Source organism: Mycolicibacterium agri (assembly GCF_002553505.1).
Lineage (GTDB): Bacteria > Actinomycetota > Actinomycetes > Mycobacteriales > Mycobacteriaceae > Mycobacterium > Mycobacterium agri.
Map to the genome: position 1 here is coordinate 1 of NZ_PDCP01000069.1, position 16,803 is coordinate 16,803.

Annotated in this window: 20 protein-coding genes; 8 read left to right on the forward strand and 12 right to left on the reverse strand. The window is 66.6% G+C overall.

Annotated elements, in window-relative coordinates; translation table 11 throughout:
• The coding region (locus CQY20_RS26145; protein ID WP_109789712.1) for an IS30 family transposase at positions 1 to 255 on the forward strand (255 nt) is incomplete at its 5' end.
• 50 nt (positions 256 to 305) lie between these two features.
• Here CQY20_RS26145 and CQY20_RS26150 read toward each other — a convergent pair.
• The 4 genes from CQY20_RS26150 to CQY20_RS26165 are packed head-to-tail and all read right to left on the reverse strand — an operon-like array spanning position 306 to position 3,448.
• Positions 306 to 629, reverse strand: coding sequence for a putative quinol monooxygenase (locus CQY20_RS26150; RefSeq protein ID WP_097943013.1), 324 nt, complete (start codon positions 627 to 629; stop codon positions 306 to 308).
• An 11-nt stretch (positions 630 to 640) separates the two neighbouring features.
• Positions 641 to 1,666, reverse strand: coding sequence for an NAD(P)-dependent alcohol dehydrogenase (locus CQY20_RS26155; RefSeq protein WP_097943062.1), 1,026 nt, complete (start codon positions 1,664 to 1,666; stop codon positions 641 to 643).
• A 5-nt stretch (positions 1,667 to 1,671) separates the two neighbouring features.
• The gene (locus CQY20_RS26160; protein WP_097943015.1) at positions 1,672 to 2,409 is read right to left on the reverse strand and encodes an iron-sulfur cluster assembly protein; all 738 of its coding nucleotides are present in this window, start codon (positions 2,407 to 2,409) and stop codon (positions 1,672 to 1,674) included.
• 1 nt (position 2,410) lies between these two features.
• Complete coding sequence (locus CQY20_RS26165; RefSeq protein WP_097943016.1) at positions 2,411 to 3,448, reverse strand: amidohydrolase family protein; 1,038 nt, start codon at positions 3,446 to 3,448, stop codon at positions 2,411 to 2,413.
• Between the two features lie 144 nt (positions 3,449 to 3,592).
• On the opposite strand from CQY20_RS26165, the gene CQY20_RS26170 reads away from it, so the two are divergent.
• Positions 3,593 to 5,074: an AAA-type ATPase lid domain-containing protein gene (locus CQY20_RS26170; RefSeq protein ID WP_234816425.1), complete on the forward strand. Its 1,482-nt coding sequence runs from the start codon at positions 3,593 to 3,595 to the stop codon at positions 5,072 to 5,074.
• Between the two features lie 13 nt (positions 5,075 to 5,087).
• Here CQY20_RS26170 and CQY20_RS26175 read toward each other — a convergent pair whose 3' ends face one another.
• Positions 5,088 to 5,336, reverse strand: a complete 249-nt coding sequence (locus CQY20_RS26175; protein ID WP_097943020.1) for a hypothetical protein — start codon at positions 5,334 to 5,336, stop codon at positions 5,088 to 5,090.
• Between the two features lie 98 nt (positions 5,337 to 5,434).
• The gene (locus CQY20_RS26180; protein WP_097943064.1) at positions 5,435 to 5,692 is read right to left on the reverse strand and encodes a WhiB family transcriptional regulator; all 258 of its coding nucleotides are present in this window, start codon (positions 5,690 to 5,692) and stop codon (positions 5,435 to 5,437) included.
• 110 nt (positions 5,693 to 5,802) lie between these two features.
• Here CQY20_RS26180 and CQY20_RS26185 point away from each other — a divergent pair, with 110 nt between their 5' ends.
• Entirely contained in the window at positions 5,803 to 6,429 is a 627-nt protein-coding gene (locus CQY20_RS26185) for a TetR/AcrR family transcriptional regulator (protein ID WP_097943022.1), read from the forward strand.
• Positions 6,430 to 6,445: 16 nt separating this feature from the next.
• Here the strand turns inward: CQY20_RS26185 and CQY20_RS26190 are convergent, their stop codons facing one another.
• Entirely contained in the window at positions 6,446 to 7,285 is an 840-nt protein-coding gene (locus CQY20_RS26190; protein WP_097943024.1) for an AraC family transcriptional regulator, read from the reverse strand.
• 24 nt (positions 7,286 to 7,309) lie between these two features.
• Between CQY20_RS26190 and CQY20_RS26195 the strand changes: the two genes are divergently transcribed.
• Positions 7,310 to 8,575: an amidohydrolase family protein gene (locus CQY20_RS26195; RefSeq protein ID WP_097943026.1), complete on the forward strand. Its 1,266-nt coding sequence runs from the start codon at positions 7,310 to 7,312 to the stop codon at positions 8,573 to 8,575.
• Positions 8,576 to 8,622: 47 nt separating this feature from the next.
• Positions 8,623 to 9,339 (forward strand): phytanoyl-CoA dioxygenase family protein, encoded by a 717-nt coding sequence (locus CQY20_RS26200; protein WP_097943028.1) that lies wholly within the window; start codon positions 8,623 to 8,625, stop codon positions 9,337 to 9,339.
• Positions 9,340 to 9,343: 4 nt separating this feature from the next.
• On the opposite strand, the gene yaaA is transcribed toward CQY20_RS26200, so the two are convergent.
• The 3 genes from yaaA to CQY20_RS26215 form a co-directional block, all read right to left on the reverse strand.
• Positions 9,344 to 10,090, reverse strand: a complete 747-nt coding sequence (gene yaaA / locus CQY20_RS26205; protein WP_097943030.1) for a peroxide stress protein YaaA — start codon at positions 10,088 to 10,090, stop codon at positions 9,344 to 9,346.
• Between the two features lie 120 nt (positions 10,091 to 10,210).
• A complete protein-coding gene (locus CQY20_RS26210; RefSeq protein ID WP_097943032.1) occupies positions 10,211 to 11,368 on the reverse strand; it encodes a Zn-dependent alcohol dehydrogenase in 1,158 nt (385 codons plus the stop codon).
• The gene (locus CQY20_RS26215; RefSeq protein ID WP_371871013.1) at positions 11,368 to 12,588 is read right to left on the reverse strand and encodes a cytochrome P450; all 1,221 of its coding nucleotides are present in this window, start codon (positions 12,586 to 12,588) and stop codon (positions 11,368 to 11,370) included. The genes CQY20_RS26210 and CQY20_RS26215 overlap by 1 nt, the downstream gene beginning before the upstream one ends.
• Positions 12,589 to 12,678: 90 nt before the next feature.
• Between CQY20_RS26215 and CQY20_RS26220 the strand changes: the two genes are divergently transcribed.
• From CQY20_RS26220 to CQY20_RS26230, 3 genes are read left to right on the forward strand one after another with little or no spacing between them, the layout of a single operon-like run.
• Complete coding sequence (locus CQY20_RS26220) at positions 12,679 to 13,035, forward strand: Rieske (2Fe-2S) protein (RefSeq protein ID WP_097943034.1); 357 nt, start codon at positions 12,679 to 12,681, stop codon at positions 13,033 to 13,035.
• Complete coding sequence (locus CQY20_RS26225; protein ID WP_097943036.1) at positions 13,032 to 14,075, forward strand: amidohydrolase family protein; 1,044 nt, start codon at positions 13,032 to 13,034, stop codon at positions 14,073 to 14,075. Before CQY20_RS26220 ends, CQY20_RS26225 begins: the two co-directional genes overlap by 4 nt.
• The gene (locus CQY20_RS26230; RefSeq protein WP_097943038.1) at positions 14,072 to 15,211 is read left to right on the forward strand and encodes an amidohydrolase family protein; all 1,140 of its coding nucleotides are present in this window, start codon (positions 14,072 to 14,074) and stop codon (positions 15,209 to 15,211) included. Before CQY20_RS26225 ends, CQY20_RS26230 begins: the two co-directional genes overlap by 4 nt.
• A gap of 31 nt (positions 15,212 to 15,242) precedes the next feature.
• On the opposite strand, the gene CQY20_RS26235 is transcribed toward CQY20_RS26230, so the two are convergent.
• Positions 15,243 to 15,959: an SDR family oxidoreductase gene (locus tag CQY20_RS26235; protein ID WP_097943040.1), complete on the reverse strand. Its 717-nt coding sequence runs from the start codon at positions 15,957 to 15,959 to the stop codon at positions 15,243 to 15,245.
• Between the two features lie 10 nt (positions 15,960 to 15,969).
• Complete coding sequence (locus tag CQY20_RS26240; RefSeq protein WP_097943042.1) at positions 15,970 to 16,779, reverse strand: FadR/GntR family transcriptional regulator; 810 nt, start codon at positions 16,777 to 16,779, stop codon at positions 15,970 to 15,972.
• Positions 16,780 to 16,803 lie beyond the last annotated feature (24 nt).

Genomic DNA, 16,803 nt, shown 5'->3' on the forward strand with positions numbered 1-16,803 from the left:
GAGCTCGATATCTACTTCTGCGATCCGCACTCGCCATGGCAACGCGGCAGTAACGAGAACACCAACGGGCTGCTGCGCCAATACTTTGCTAAAGGCACCGACCTATCAGTGTTCCCGGCCGACTACCTCGACTACGTTGCCGCCCAACTCAACACCCGACCCCGCAAAACCCTCGGCTGGAAGAAACCCGCTGAAGTCCTCGACGAGCTACTCTCAAACCCGCCAAAACCACCCGCTGTTGCATCCACTGCCTGAAATCGCCCTGGGGTTTTGCGGGCATGAGCGTCTGCTCGCGGGAGCCGTAGCTAGCCGACCTTTATCTCGCCCATCTCGCCCCAGCCGGTCGCGTCGATCTCCTGGCTGATGATCAACGGCGTCGACGCCAACAGGGACGGCGCCTGCGCGACAAACTTCTTGAAGTGCTCGCTGGAGACGTGCTCCTTGCCCGCCTCGCCGTCGCGGAACCCTTCCACCAGAACGTATTCCGACGGGTCCTCGACGCTGCGTGACCAGTCGAAGAACAGGTTGCCCGGTTCGTTGCGGGTGGCTGCGGTGAACTCTGCGACCTGGTCCATGAAGCTGTCGACGTACTCCGGCTTCGGCTTCCACTTGACCACGATGAAGATCATGCATGCGCTCCTTACGGTGTGAGGATGGCCCGACCGCGAACATTACCGTTGTCGAGATCGGTTATCGCGGACTGGAAATCGTCGAGTGAGTACTTCTGGGTGTGCAGGTTCACCTTGCCACGCGCAGCCAGCGCCATCAGGTCGCACAGGTCGTTGTAGGAGCCGACGAGGTTGCCGATGAAGTTGATCTCGGTGGAGATGATGTCGATGGTGGGCACGTTGATGTTCTCGCCGTAGCCGACGACGTGATAGTCGCCCTTGCGCCGCAACATCGCCACACCTTCTGCGGTCGCGCCGCCCTCGCCGACGAAGTCGATGACGGTTTCGGCGCCGTTGCCGTCGGTCAGCGACAGCACCCGCTGCACCTGTGAGCCGTCGGCCAGCACGCCGTGGTCGGCGCCGATTGCCTCGGCCAGCTTGAGCGCGTCGGCGTTGCGGTCGACGACGATGAGTTCTGCGGGGGAGAGCGCCTTGAGCACCTGAATTCCGATGTGTCCCAGACCGCCTGCGCCGATGATGACGCACTTGTCGCGCGGCGTGAGCCGACGTGCCGCCTTGGCCACCGCGTGATAGGCCGTCAGTCCCGCATCCGCGAGCGCGGCGACATCGGACGGTTCCAGCGAGTCGTCGATCTTCACCACGCTGCGCGCCGAGGTCTTCAGGTAGTCGGCGTAGCCCCCGTTGGTGTCGATGCCTGGGAACGCGTTCGACTCGCAGTGCACGTCGTCGCCGGACCGGCAGGCGCGGCACAGCCCGCAGGTGATCAGCGGATGCACGATGACCTTGTCGCCCTCGCGCACATTGGTCACCGCCGAGCCGACCGCGTCCACCCAGCCGGCGTTCTCGTGGCCGATCGTGTAGGGCAGCTGCACCTGTGACTTCTCCGCCCACTGGCCCTCGAGGATGTGCAGGTCGGTGCGGCACACCCCGGCGCCGCCGATCTTGACGATGACGTCGAACGGGCCGGTAGGCGTCGGGACGGGCACCTCCCTCATCTCGAGGTTCTGGTGATAGCCGACCACCTGGACGGCTCGCATGGTGCTCATCGCAATGCTCCTTCTTTGGTCATCAGTGTGTTCAGTGGGATGAAGGTGTTGGCCGCGGCCTCCCCGTAGCGCGTCTTCAACAAACCGCGGCAGAAGTGCGCGTTGCCGTCGATGGAGATTCGTGTGGACCGCGCTCTGCGCAGCGCCAGCGGCACGTCCTCGGCCGGGTACCCGTTGCCGAAGTGATCGACCATCGCCAAATCCTGCGGCTCCGTGGACAAGCCGACCGCGTGGCGACGCCGCAGCAGCGCCTGCTTGGTCGGGCCGTCCGGAAGGTCGGCCAGCCGCACATCGCACAACGACGCCTCGGATCGCTGTGGGTCAGCCCGAAGCAACTCGGTCAGGCAGCGCTCCATCGCCGCGGTGTAGGCCTTGCGACGAAACGTCTCCCGCAATTCGTCGAGGCTCTCTTCTGCCTCGTCGCCGAACGTGCCGCGGTACCCGGCGTCGGCGGCCAAGCCGGCGTTGATGACCGCCGAGTCGTGATGGTCGTCCAGCTCCACGACTACCCGCCGCGTCCAGTCCAGTTGCTGCAGAGCGTCTTTCGCGTCGGAAGCCATCAGGTAGGCGAAGTTCGGCGAGCAGAATGACGTCGGCAGCCGCAGGTGCACCTTGACGTTTCCGCCGGGGGACACCACGAGTGAACGGACGAAGCCGAGCGTGGTGATCGGCTCGTCGAGCTCGGGGTCGACCACGGCAGCCAGTGCGGCATAAGCCAATTCGTAGCGGCCCACGTCATGCCCCTACGAGGTCGTCGGCGCCGCGCGGGCCCACCGCAGGCTGGTTCGCCGACGGCAGCGCCAACTCGGCGGGCACGTCGATGTCGTACATCTTGGCGGCGTTGAGGCCGAGGATCTTCTTCTTCTGCTCGACGGTGATCTGCGCGTACTCGCCGAGGTCTTCCGGGATCTGGAAGTCGACGAACGCCTCGATGAGCCACCGCGGCGTCCAGATCGCGTAGTCCGACGCGAACTGGATGCGGTCCTCGCCGATCCAGTACAGAAGCTCGCCGAGGATCTGCGCGAAGTACCGCGGCCTGGTGTGGATGAACGGCATCGCCACCGCCAGACCGGCGTGCACATTCGGCTCCTGGGTGGCGATCCAGCAGAAGTCCTCCAGCCGCGGCAGTCCGCAGTGCTCGACGATGAAGTTGAGATCGGTGAAATCGGAGGCGACGTGATCGACGTCGGCGACGTCGAAGGCGTCGCGGTCCAACGGCCGGATGGTGGGCCCCTTGTGGATGTGGATGTTGCGGATGCCGAGCTCGCGGCACAGCTCGAAGTACCGGTAGGCCCACGGGTCGTCGAGCCGCCAGCCGCGCGAGTCGCCGTGCCACTCGGCGGTGTAGAGCTTCACCCCCTTGAGGCCGAAACGTTGAGCGTCCAAACGCAATTGATCCAAACCCGCCTCGCCGTTGCGGGGATCCCAGTTGTGGTTGTAGGTGAGCTTGTCGGGGTGCTTGGCGGCGAGCTCGGCCGCCTCGTCGGTCTGGCCGAACCCCTTGTAGTAGAACTCGTTGAGCGCCGCGGGCTGGAAGATCGCGTGGTCGACGTAGCCGTCGACGAACAGGTCCTGCATCAGCCGGTCGCCGCCCTGATACAGGTACTCCTCGTAGCCCCACACCTCGGACTCGGGCGAGAGGTTGCGGTGGTAGTCGTAGAAGCAGTCGATGAACTGCTTGCCGTGGATGTTGCGCTGATTCTCCGGCCGGGCGTCCCACAGGGCTACGTGGGCGTCGACGATGAAGTAGCTGTTGCCGTCCTTCTGGTACATGCGGGCTGTCCCTCTCCGTGTGACCGCTATCACAACCTGGGGCGAGCCTAGAAGCGACGGCCGCGGCCGCCGAGAGGAATGCCGTCTCAATCTGAGACGCCCGCAGGGCTGTTTTGACCTGCGGGCATTGCGATGGTTTGTAACGTGGATCACGTGCCGGACGGCCTGCCCGAACGGGCGAACCTGCAGCAAATTCAGCACGGCAGCGTGCCGGAACGACTGCTCGCGTCCTGGCAACGCAGCGAGGACTACGGCATCCCGCTGGACATGGTCGAGCCGGCCTTCACCGGCACCGACAACTTGAATTCGCTGTTCTTCGAATGCGGCAGCGAAGTGCTGGCCGATCTGCATCGCACGCTGGCCAACGAGCCGGTCAGCCTGATGCTCACCGACGCCGACGGGGTGGTGCTGTCGCGGCTGTCGGGCGACCGCGCGCTGCTACAGGCCCTCGACGACGTGCACCTCGCGCCGGGGTTCGCCTACTCCGAACGCGAGGTCGGCACCAACGGCCTCGGCCTGGCGCTGGCCGACCGCGCGCCGACACTCGTGCGGGCCGATCAGCACTATGCGCGCAGCCTCTGCTCGTTCACTTGTGCCGCGGTGCCGGTGTTGGATCCGGCCACCGGTCGGGTGGAGGGCAGCGTCAACCTGACCACATGGTCGCGGTCGTCGAGCGATCTTCTGCTGGCGCTGGCGCGTTCCGCGGCGAGTAACACCACGGCGCTGATGCTGGCCCGCTCCAGCGGGCGGCTGCCCCGGCAGATGCCGCGCGGCCAGGTGTTCCGCGTCGAGGTGCCGCGCCTTGAGCCGGGATCGGGGACCCTTCATTCGCTGTCGGACGCGTGGAACGGCGCCGTCGGGCATGCCGAGCGCAGCATGCGCGCGGGCCAGTTGGTCGCCGCTGTCGGTGAGCCTGGATCGGGCCGGGCGACCGCGCTCGCGCAGGCGGCCCGCCATTTGTTCCCGCGCGACCGGATCCTGTCGGCCAGCGCGCCCGCGCCGACCGATATCTCGACGTGGCTGGGGCTGTGGGCGCCCGAACTCGGCAAGGACCACACCGCCGTCATCGTCCGCGGGGTCGACATGCTGCCCGCATGGGTGGCCGAGCGACTGCGCGATCTCATTGCCCGCAACGCGGGTACGGCCGCGGTGCCGGTGGCGGTCACGGCTGAACGCTTCGAGGACATCCCAGCCGCGCTGGCCGTACTCGTCGATGCTGTGGTACCGGTGCCGCCGCTGCGGGATCGGCCCGGCGACGTGCTGCCGCTGGCGAATCACATCGCGATGCGGACTCGCGGCCGGGAGATCCCGATCAGCGCATCCGCGGCCCGCGCGCTGCAGTGCTACGACTGGCCGGACAACGTCGACGAACTGTCGCGGGTGATCTCGGCTGCGGCAGGTCGCGCCGATGTCATCGACGTCGGCCTGCTTCCGCCGCAGGTGCTGGCGGGCAACACCCGCCGCCTGTCACGTATCGAGGCGTTCGAGCGCGGCGAGATCGTCCGGGTTCTGAGCATCGAGGGTTTGACGATGGCTGAGGTCGCCCGCGAACTCGGCATGAGCCGCGCGACGCTGTACCGCAAAATCGCGCAATACGGCCTGCGGGTACCGCGCGACCGTGGTTAGGCGTGATCAGGCGTTAGGCGTTGGCGGCCTGTGCGGCGACGGGAGCCTCGGCCTCGGCGGCCTGCTTGCTGAAGCAGATCAGGCTGGCGGTGAACGTGAAGGCGGCGCCGACGCCGGCGATCAGGGCTAGTCCAACCTGTTCGGCGCTGAACGCCGCGAGGCAGATGACGAGTGCGATCGCCGAGGCGATGTTGAGAATCAACCCCGTTGTGGCAATCGCTTCCGATACGGGCTCATCGCTGGTCGAGGGCCGTTCCCCCATCACGAACTCCTAGTGGCTCACCGAACTTGGTGGAGACATGTTGCCCCATCCGGCGCGCCTTGAAACGTAGGCGCGGCCGAAATCTCGGGCGGTCTAGGTCACTTCGTGACGGGAAATCCGTTCTGCTCTGCAAGTTCGCGCAGTTGCTTGAGGGCGAAGCGGCGGCCGCGGCCGGCCTCGGGAATCAAGATGCCTGCCCACAGTCCCTCGGCGCCGGGCGTCCTGCAGGCCTCGCGGGCACACGCCCATCGGCGCGGGCACGCGCGGCACAGCGCTTTGGCGCCCTCGTCGGCTGTGGTCGTCCATCGATCCGGGTCACGCGTGCACGCGTATGTCGACGGCTCGTCGATCACCATCAGGTTCACGGAGTGTGGCCTTCCGTTTCCGGCGACAATACGTTTGTATTGTAGACACGGTACATGTGTATTGTCTAAGTTACGTCTGTGACAATTGAGGGCACACATCGATGACCCTGCTTTCCGGGACGGGCCGGGCGACCAGAGACGAGCCGGCGGCGATCGATCGGATCCGCAGCGCGGCGATGAAGATCCTGGCTACCCGCGGGGAGTCGGGAATGTCGTTGCGGGCCGTCGCCGCGGCGGCCGGGGTGTCCCTCGGCTCGGTGCAGCACCACTTCGCCACCAAGGCTGGTCTTGTGCAGGCGGTCGACGATTGGGCGTTGCAGGTGGTCGTCACCGCGATCACTCAGCCGGTGCCCGACACCACGCCCGACTCGGTCGCCGAGATCGGTAAGCGGATCACCGGGATGATCGCCGCGAACCCCGACATCGCCGACTACCTCGGCCGTGCGCTGATCGAAGGGCGGCCGGTCGGGGACATGCTTTTCGACACCCTGCTCAACTCCGGCATGGCGCGCTGGCACCGGCGCAGCGAGCGCGGCGAGACCCGCCCTGACCTCGACTTGACCTGGGCGGCGATCAACGCGCTGGTGCTGGCCCTCGGCGCCCTGATGCTGCGGACGCACATCGATCGCCACCTGCCCGAGCCGCTGATCACAGCCCCTCAGCTGGAGCGCTGGCAGGCGTCGGTGAACTCGTTGCTACGCGAGGGGCTGTTCCGCCGTAGCGACTGAGCATCGTCAAACCTGTTCAGACCTGTTCGCCGACAATCCTTTTGCGATAAGTCGACGGCGTCTCGCCGCAGAACTGGGTGAAGGCGCGGGTGAACGAGCTGAGGCTGTCGAACCCCACCGCGGTCGACGTCTCGCGCACCGACTGTCCGGGGGACGCCAGCAGCGCCATCGCCCGCAGCATGCGGGCGTGCAACAGGTAGGTGCGCCACGACAGGCCGAGCTCGTCGTGGAAAAGGCGCCGCAGTGTGCGCTCCGACACCGCAACCGCGCGGCTGACCGACTCGGCCGTCGCCGACTGCAGGTGCTTCTTGGTGTAGGCCATCGCGGCCGCGACGATCGGGTGCTCGGATGACGGAAGGCTCAGCGGCGCTTCATGATCTAACGCCTCGATCACCAGGTCGGCGAGCGCGCGGAAGAAGGTGTCGGAGGTTTCGTCGCCGTCGGCCCGGTCGATCGGCCAGCGCAGCGCGTAGACCATCATTTCGCGAATCAGCGGCGATACCGCCAGGATTCGCGCGCGCTCGCCACCGGTGCGGATCAGCTGCGGGTCGAACATCACCGCGACGGTGCGCACGCCGGGCGCCATCGTGGCCTGATGCTCGAGCCCGGCCGGTATCCACGCCGCCTGCTGGGGCGGCAGCAGATAGTGCGCCGAGGACGTCTCGACCTCGACGACGCCGCCGAGCGCGTACTCGATCTGGTGCACCTCGTGGCAGTGCCAGCCGGTGATCAGGCCCTCGCCCTGGTAGAGGTAGCTGCCGCCCAGCGCGCGGCCGCCGCGTCGCAGCTCGATGACGCGGCCCGCCCCTTTGGCCGATCCGGCTAAACCTCTGTCCGATAGCGCAGAGCCGGTCATGGCGTTACACGGTACTTGTTAGGTATGCACACCGACGAGCTGATCCTGGTAAGCATCGACGACCACGTCGTCGAGCCGCCCGACATGTTCCTCAACCACGTCCCCGCCAAGTACCGGGACGAGGCGCCGATCGTCGTCACCGACGAGAAGGGCGTCGACCAGTGGATGTATCAGGGCAGGCCGCAGGGCGTCAGCGGGCTCAACGCCGTGGTGTCGTGGCCTGCTGAGGAGTGGGGGCGCGACCCGGCCGGCTTCGCGGAGATGCGCCCCGGCGTGTACGACGTGCACGAGCGTGTGCGCGACATGAACCGCAACGGGATCCTCGCGTCGATGTGCTTTCCGACCTTCACCGGGTTCTCCGCGCGCCACCTCAACTTGCACCGCGAGCACGTGACGCTGGTGATGGTGTCGGCCTACAACGACTGGCACATCGACGAATGGGCGGGCAGCTATCCGGACCGCTTCATTCCCATCGGCATCCTGCCGACGTGGAATCCCGATGCGATGTGCGCCGAGATCCGCCGCATCGCGGCCAAGGGGTGCCGCACGGTCACCATGCCGGAACTGCCGCACCTGGAAGGCCTTCCGAGCTACCACGACGAGGACTACTGGGGCCCGGTGTTCCGGACGCTGTCGGAGGAGAACGTGGTGATGTGTCTGCACATCGGCACGGGCTTCGGCGCGATCAGCATGGCGCCCAACGCGCCGATCGACAACCTCATCATCCTGGCCACGCAGGTGTCGGCGATGTGTGCGCAGGATCTGTTGTGGGGCCCGGCAATGCGCAACTACCCGGACCTGAAATTCGCGTTCTCCGAAGGCGGAATCGGTTGGATCCCGTTTTATCTCGACCGCAGCGACCGCCACTACACCAACCAGAAGTGGCTGCGCCGCGACTTCGGCGACAAGCTGCCCAGCGACGTGTTCCGCGAGCATTCGCTGGCCTGCTACGTCACCGACAAGACGTCGCTGAAGCTGCGCCACGAGATCGGCATCGACATCATCGCCTGGGAGTGCGACTACCCGCACAGCGACTGCTTCTGGCCCGACGCGCCCGAGCAGGTGCACGCCGAGTTGACCGCCGCGGGTGCCGACGACTCCGACATCAACAAGATCACGTGGCAGAACGCGTGCAACTTCTTCAGCTGGGACCCGTTCGCGCGGACGCCCCGCGAGCAGGCGACTGTCGCAGCGTTGCGCGCCAAGGCAACCGACGTCGACGTGTCGATCCGCTCGCGCGCCGAATGGCGGCGGCGCTACGAGGAAAAGCATGCGATTTCGGCGCGCTAACCGGCGCTGAGCGCACGTTAGCGCGCCGAAATCCCTAATCTTGCGGCGTGGTGGATGTGGTGGCGCTGGAGCGGGACGGATTCGTCAAGATCGAACAACCCGAGCTGCGCGGCGCGGCCGACGAGGCCAGGGCGCTGCTGTGGCGGCAGATCGGTTTGGCGCCCGACGACCCCGCGTCGTGGACCGAGCCGGTGCGATGGGCGGCGGATATGACCGGGGCCGGGCCGTTCGGCACACTGGTCCGCAGCGAGGCCCTGGCAGCGGCGCTCGATCAGGTGGCGGGCGTAGGCGGCTGGGTTCCGCGCGGCTCGCTCGGCAACATCCCGATTCGGTTCCCGCTGCCACCGACCGTCGACGACCGCGGCTGGCATATCGACGCCAATACGCCTGCGCCGGACGGATCCTGGGCGATCAGCGGCCGACCGCACACGCTGCTGCTGTTGACGCTGCTTTCCGATGTCGGACCCGACGACGCGCCGACCCGCATCCGCGTCGGCTCCCATCGCGACGTGGCACGCGTGCTGAACGCCGAACCCGTGGCGTTCGAGGAGTCCGGGCTGCTCATCGACGGTGCGAGCGCGGGACGCCCGGTGGCGTATGCGACGGGCAGGTCGGGCGACATGTACGTCGTGCATCCGTTCACCGCGCACGCGGCCGACGAACATCGCGGTGCGACACCGAGGTTCATGGCGCAGTCGCCGGTCATGCTGACAGCGCCGCTGACGCCTGGTTCGGATTCGGTGCTGGCGCGCGTCTGGGACTGAGGGCTCAGGCGTCGACGACGACGGTGATGCTGTTGCCGTCGCGCTCGACGCGCATCCCTGCGCGCCGCGCGATGGCGGCCACCTTGGCCGCGTCGTCGGGCTCGGCCCTGCTGCTGACCAGCGCCCGCGCGAGCCTGCCCGTGTGCGCCTTGTTGAAATGGCTGACGGTGGTGCGCCGGCCGTCGGGATGCTCGGCGACCACGTCGACGTCGACGGCGTCGGGCAGGCGGCCCAGCGCCGCATACGAGCCGGAGCGCAGGTCCACGACCAACTCCGTCGACGCGATCTCGGCGAGCACGGGTTCGAGCACCGGACGCCAGCGCGCCGCGAGTGCCGGCTGCCCGGGCAGTTTCGACGACGCCGACAGCCGGTATGGCGGTATCGGATCGTCGGCCCGCAGCAGGCCGAACAGCGCCGAGCCGAGGGCGAGGCGGGCCCGCGCCCGCGAAACCGCTGCGCCACGCAGAGATTCGATGTCCAATGCGTCGTACAGCACGCCGGTGTACCGGTTGATCGCGGGCATCGTCGGCGCCTGGCGGAGGGCGGCGTTGCGCTCGACCTCGTGAGCCTGCTTGGCTGACAACCCCAACGCGGTCCTTGACGCGTTCTCGTCGCGGCTGAGCGCGACCAGTTCGTCGACCAGCGTGGCGCGCAGCGGGCGCAGTGCGGGAAAGCTCAACGCGTCGAGGTCGAGCCGACGGCCGTCGCCGCCGGGCTGCTTGGTCTCCGATGGCGGCAACAGCACGATCACGACCGAAAAGGCTATCGCTGAGTACGCCCAAACCGACATTTGGGCGTGAAAGTGCGAGTAGATCGCGCCATTTTGTCGGTTTCGGTGCCAGTCTGCGGGGGGGGGGGCTAGCCAGCCAACCTAGTCCAGCGAGAAATCGATGACGCCGCGGATGATCTCGCCGTTGAGCAGATCGCGGTAGCCGTCGTTGATGTCGTCGAGTCGGTAACGCCTGGTGATCATCTCGTCGAGTTGCAGCAACCCGGCCCGATAAAGCCGGCTGAAGCGCGGTACGTCCACCCTGGCGTTGCACGACCCGTAGACGGTGCCGACGATGTTCTTGTTCCACAGGATGAACTCCTGCAGGTTGATCGCGATGGAGTTCGTCGTCTGCTTCGTCATGCCGGTCAGCACGCACGTGCCGCCTTTACGGGTGAGCCCGAGCGCGGCCTGCACATCGTCCTCGCCGATCAGCGACGGCGACACGACGACGCTGTCGGCCATCACGCCGCGGGTCAGGTCGCGCACCAATGCCGTAGCCTCGTCGGTGTCGGCGGCCACGTGCGTCGCACCGAACCGCAGCGCCGACTTCTGCTTGAACTCGACAGGGTCGACGGCGACGATCGCAGCGGCGCCGTTGATCCGCGCGCCCTGGATGGCCGCGGTGCCGATGCCGCCTGCCCCGATGACGACGACGGTGTCGCCGGTGCGCACCCGCGCCCGGTTCTCCGCCGACCCGTACCCGGTCGGCACCGCGCACGACAACAACGCGATCGACACCAACGGCAGACCCGGATCGACCTTCACAATTGAATTCGTCGACACCACAGTGTGTTTGGCGAACGCACCGACCTTCGACAGGTGGCCGAGGTCGCGGCCGTCGGCGGTGTGATGCCGGAAGGTCCCGTCGGTCGGCATGCCGGGGATCAACACCTGCGCGCCCATGTCACAGATGTACTCCATGCCCGAACTGCACCACCGGCACTGGCCGCACACTGCGACGAAGGACGTCACGACATGGTCGCCGGGGGAGAACTCCGTGACGCCCTCGCCCATCTCGACGACGACCCCCGATCCCTCATGGCCGCCGATCATCGGAAACATCGCAGGCAGCCCGAAGGCCTTCATCACCTCGTTGGACGCCGACATGTCGCCGTTGAGAATGTGCTCGTCGGAATGACACAAGCCCGCCGCGGCCATCTCGAGCAATACTTCGCCCGCGCGTGGCGGATCGAGTTCGAAATCCTCGACCGACCACGGCCCGCCGACGTCGTGCAGGATCGCGGCTCGGCTTCGCATCAGCTCGAACCGGTCGCGGCGGGCCGGAACGTCACCGGAAGATGCGTTGGTGAGCGGAACGGCATGCCGACGATCTTGGTGTCCTCGTCCGTGACGAGTTCGAGGTCTGTCACGCGGTCGAACAGGCTGTTGAGCATGGCGCTGGTCTCCACCCTGGCCAAGTGCATGCCCAAACAGCTGTGGATGCCGCCGGCGAACGAGACATGTGCGCGCCGCGGCCGGTGGAAATCGAACTTGTCGGCGTCCGGCCACCGCTTCTCGTCTCGGTTCGCCGAGCCGATGCACAAATTGACCTGTGCGCCTTCGGGAATCGTTACGCCGTGCACTTCGACGTCGCGAGTCGTGTTGCGCGGCACCGAGACCAGCGGCGTCTCGTAGCGCAGCCCTTCTTCGATCGCCGCGGGAATGAGGCTGCGGTCCTCCTGCAACTCGCGAAGCTGGTCGGGATGATCGAGCAGGTGATACAGCAGGTTGCCAGAGGACCGGTAGGTGGTCTCGAGCCCGGCGGGTAGCAGCAGCCGAAGGAACGAGATGATCGCTTCGTCGGTGAGTTTCTCGCCGTCGATCTCGGCGGCGACGAGATCGCCGATGATGTCGTCGGTCATAGCGCGGCGACGCTGATCCACCAGTTCCTGGAAGTAGGTGCCGAGTTCGACCGAGGCATTCAGGCCGGCCTCGATGTCCTCGGTGATCGACACCAAATCGAACGACAGCCTGCGGAACAGGTCGAGGTCCTCTTGCGGCAGGCCCAGCAGCGCCGCGGTGACGCGGGTCGGGAACTCGAACGTCACCGCCTTGACCAGATCGGCCTGACCGTCGTCTTTGATCTCGTCGACGAGCTGATCGCAGATCGGGTCGATCACCTCGGGTTCCCACTGCGCAAGCGCGCTCTGCCGAAAAGCGTTGGCGATCAAGCTGCGATGGTCATGGTGCTGCTTGCCGTGCATGCCGAGGATCGTCGGGCCGAACACCAGCCCGATCGTGTTGTTGTACATCTCCGATCCGAAGACCTCGTCGTCGCGAAAGGCGGCGAAGACGCTCTCGAAATCGAACAGGGTCCACTGTTCGAGCCCGGTCAGTTCGGGCGGGGCCATCGCGCTCTGCATGATCGTGCCGCGCCACACCGGCTCGGTGTCGCGCATGCGCGCGAAGAAGCCATAGGGATCGACCGTCAGATCGGGGGCGTCGCGCCGGTCATGCGAATCCGTGCTGGTTGTCACAGTGCCTCCCGGGCGGCAGCGGCTGGCGGCTCTGCGTCTTATCTTTACTATTTTAGGTATTCTAGGTCAAGGAAACCAGAGAGGACGTCGATGCAGCGTCAGCTCGTGTGCGCGATCGATGACCTGCCTCCAGGCAGCATGAGACTGGTGCAGGCCGGCCAGTTCGGTGTGGGCGTCTACAACATCGGTGGGTCGCTGTATGCGATCGCCAACTACTGCGCACACGAGGGCGCGCCGCTGTGCGCCGGATATGTCGGGGGCACTACCGAGTTCGCACCCGATTCCCCTGGCGGAGTGCGCTTCGTCCGAGACGGTGAGATCGTCCGATGCCCCTGGCACAACTGGGAATTCGACATCACCACCGGAGTCAATCTCGCCGATCCCCGCCAGCGGGTGCGCACATATGAGGTCGACGTGACCGACGGGCAGGTGTATCTGACGGCATGATCATCGACGCGAATGTGCAGCCGCATTTCCGCAACAACGCGGAGATCCGCCGCTACCTGCCGCCCGCGCACCGGCTGCGCGCGATACCCGACGTCGAACAGCAGTGGTATCAGGCGCCGGGCGGCGACTACCGCCAGGACCTCTACGGCGACGGATATCCGGGTTCGGACCCCGACACCGTGGCCAGGCATCTGTTCGACGAGGGCGGCGCCGACGTCGCGATCCTCAATCCGCTGACCCGCGGCAACATCGCCGACTACCTGCTCAACAGCCGGATCTGTGCGGCGATCAACGACTGGCTGCTGGACCGCTGGCTGGAACCCGACACCACCGGGCGCTTCCTCGGCACGATCCGCGTCAACCCCGAAGACGTCAAGGGCGCCGTCGCCGAGATCGAGCGACTGGCGGGCCACCCGAAGATGGTGCAGATCGGGGTGCCGTTACAGTCGCGCGAACCGTACGGCAAGCCGATGTTCGAGCCGATCTGGGAGGCCGCCGCGGGGTGCGGCTTGCCGGTGGCCGTACACATCAACGGCGGCAACGGTGTTGACCATGCGCCGACGTTCGCAGGCCACGCCCACACCTATCCGGGCTATGCGGCATTCATGCCGTTGAACTCGTTCGTGCACCTGGCGACGTTGATCATCGAGGGAACGTTCGGCAGACATCCGGATCTGCGGTTCGTGTTCGCCGACGGCGGCTACGACCTGCTCACCCCGCTGATGTGGCGGCTCGACACGTTCTGGATGTCGATGCGCGACCAAACCCCTTGGGTAAACCGCTATCCCAGCGAATACCTGCCCGGACACGTCCGCTACTGCACCTCGGTGTTGGACGGACCGGCCGACGATCGGCATGCGCAACGCTGGCTGGACTACACCGACAAGGCCGGTCTGCTCATGTACGGCTCCGGATACCCGCACTGGTCGATGACCACCCCCGACGAATCGGTGGCGGGGTTCAGCGACACTCAGCGCGAGAAGGTGTTGTGGCGCAACGCAGCAGAGCTGTACGGGATCACGGCAGGAGCGAGCGCATGACAACCCTGCAACGCGCCGACGAATCCGTCGCCGACGAGATCGCCGTGACGATCGTCGACACCGACGTGCACCCGTTGCCGGTGTCGGCCGAGGTGCTCAAGTCCTATGCGCCCGCGCAGTGGAAGGACAAACTGTGGCCGACGGGTAATGCCGTCTCGCCCATATCGTTCTTCTACGACACACCGGACTCGTACAAGACGATGTCGCTGCGCGTCGACGCCACTCCGCCGCGGGGCGGCGCCGCGGGCAGCGATCCGGATTTCGCCGCCAACCAACTGCTGGTCGATGCGGGCGTCAGCATCGCGGTGCTCGAGCCGATGTGCGACGCTCAACTGCCGCAGGCCGAGCACGTACTGAAAGCCACCTACAACGATTGGCTCGCCGACGTGTGGCTCGGCGAGAACAATTGGCACGGCCGCTGGCGCGGCGCGATCAGTGTCACCGCACAGGATCCGGTGCTCGCCGCCCGCGAGATCGAGCGGTGGGCGGGCCATCGGTACATGTGCGAAGTGTTGATGACGCCGCAGACCCGCGGAATACCGTTCGGCAGTCCGCATTTCGACCCACTATACGAGGCCGCAGCACGCAACGGCCTTCCTGTGGCGACGCATCTGATGGGGCAGACGCCGTTCGAGTTGATCCCGATCTATCCCGTCGGAAACCCGGCACACTGGCACGACTTCTTCGCGTCGTGGCCGCTGCTGTACGTGTCGCACCTGATGAGTCTGGTGTTCGACGGCGCCTTCGACCGCCATCCCGACCTGCGAGTCGTCTTCGTCGAAGGCGGCTTCACCTGGGCGATGCCGGTGATGTCCCGCATGGACCGGATCTGGGAGCGACGCAAGGCCGATCTGCCTCATGTCCGCCGCAAGCCGTCTGACTATGTGCGCGAGCATGTTCGGTTCACGACCCAGCCGCTGGAGGATGTCGACGTCGCCGAGTACCGCGAGTACATCGAGATGATGGATCTCGGCGACAACCTGATGTTCTCGACGGACTACCCGCACTGGAGCTATGACGCGCCGGACTGGGCGATCCGGCGGTTCCCGGCCGAGCAGCGCGAGCGGATCATGCGCGGCAATGCGACGGCGCTGTACGGGCTACCCGCCACCGTCAAAGCGATTTCGGCGCGCTAACGTGCGCTCAGCGCCGCTGCGCGCGCCGAAATCACGGGTTGGCGGCGCGGCGCTGGGCCCCCAGCGGCGCCACCGGTGGGCGCGCCGACGGGCCGCGCGTGATGGCGTGCAGCCTGATCTCGGGCAGGTCGACCGACGGGTCGAGGGTGTCCAGCCATGCCACCGCTTCGGCGACGTCGGCAGCACGGATCGCATACATCTCGAACGGCACGTCGGTCAGCATGTCGGTTTCCACCGGGCCCGGTGTGACGATGTGGACGTTGATGCCGTCGCGGTCCACTTCGCGGGCCAACGCCGCTGCGAATGCGTTCATCCCGGCCTTCGACGCCGAGTAGGCCGTCCTCGCCATCATCGGTTCATGCGCGGCCGACGAGGAGATGAACACGAAGCGCGAACCCGCCGCCATCCGCGGCAGCGCTGCCGACGTGACGACGAAACACGAGTCGAGGTTGGCCGAGATGATCGCCTGCCACTGCTCGAAAGTCTGCTTGCGGGCGTAGGTTCCGCCGAGAATGCCCGACGCGTGCACCAGCAGGTCGATGTCGCCCGCCGCCTCCACCGCCGGGGCGAATTTCGCCGGATCGGTCGCGTCGGCCACCACATACCGCGCGCCAAGTTCGTCCGCGGCCGCACGCAGCGGCTCCTCGCGCCGAGCGGCCAGCACCACGTCGTAGCCGCGTTCGGCGAGCTTGCGCCCGCAGGCCTTCCCGATGCCGCCGCTGCCACCGGTGATCAACGCCGTACGCACGCAGTACCCTTCAGCGCGGGTGGCGGGCCAGCGCCTGCGGAGACAGCGCAACGATCCGTTGCTCGGGATCGCCTGCGCTGAAATATGTCTGAGTATCGGCGATGTGGCGGGCCGCGAGCTTGCGGGCGCGTTCGGCGTCACCGGCTTCGATCGCGTCGGTCATCTTGGTGTGCACGCCTAGCGCGATGCGGCGCTTGCTCATCGACGGGTATTCGCCGCGCGCTGCGGTCTCTTTGGCCCACATGTTGAGGTGACCGGTCCACAGCGTCTCCAGGCTGCCGACCACGGCGATCATCGTGTGGTTGCCGCAACCGCGCACCACCTCGTCGTGGAACTGACCGCCGATCTCGGTGAACTTCGCGCCGTCGTCGATGTGTTCGGCCATAGCGTCGTTGATCTCTTTGAGCTTGGGGATCAGCGTTTTCCCGCGATCGGGCCGCTGCGCCGCCAGCGCCGCGCACGTCGGCTCCAATTCCTGCAACGCGGTACCGAGATCGGCCAACGGCACCGTGTCGCTTTGCAGCAGGAGGCCCAGCATGTAGGCCGCGCTGGCCTTGGCCGGCGCGTGCACCACCGCACCACCGCGGTTGCCGCGCCGCACCGAGACCAGGCCCTCGGTTTCCAGGATCCGCAACGCCTCCCGCAGCGACACCAGGCTGACGTTGAACTGCTCGACGAGCACTTCCTGGCGCGGCAGCAGGTCGCCGTCGGCCAGCTCACCCTCGATGATCTGCCGGCGAAGCTCGTCGGCGACGATCTCGGCCGTCCTGCGGGCCCCCAGCCGACGACGGGCCTCCGGGCCGATTCCCAACGTAGTCATTTGATCGCAATGCTAACAGCGATA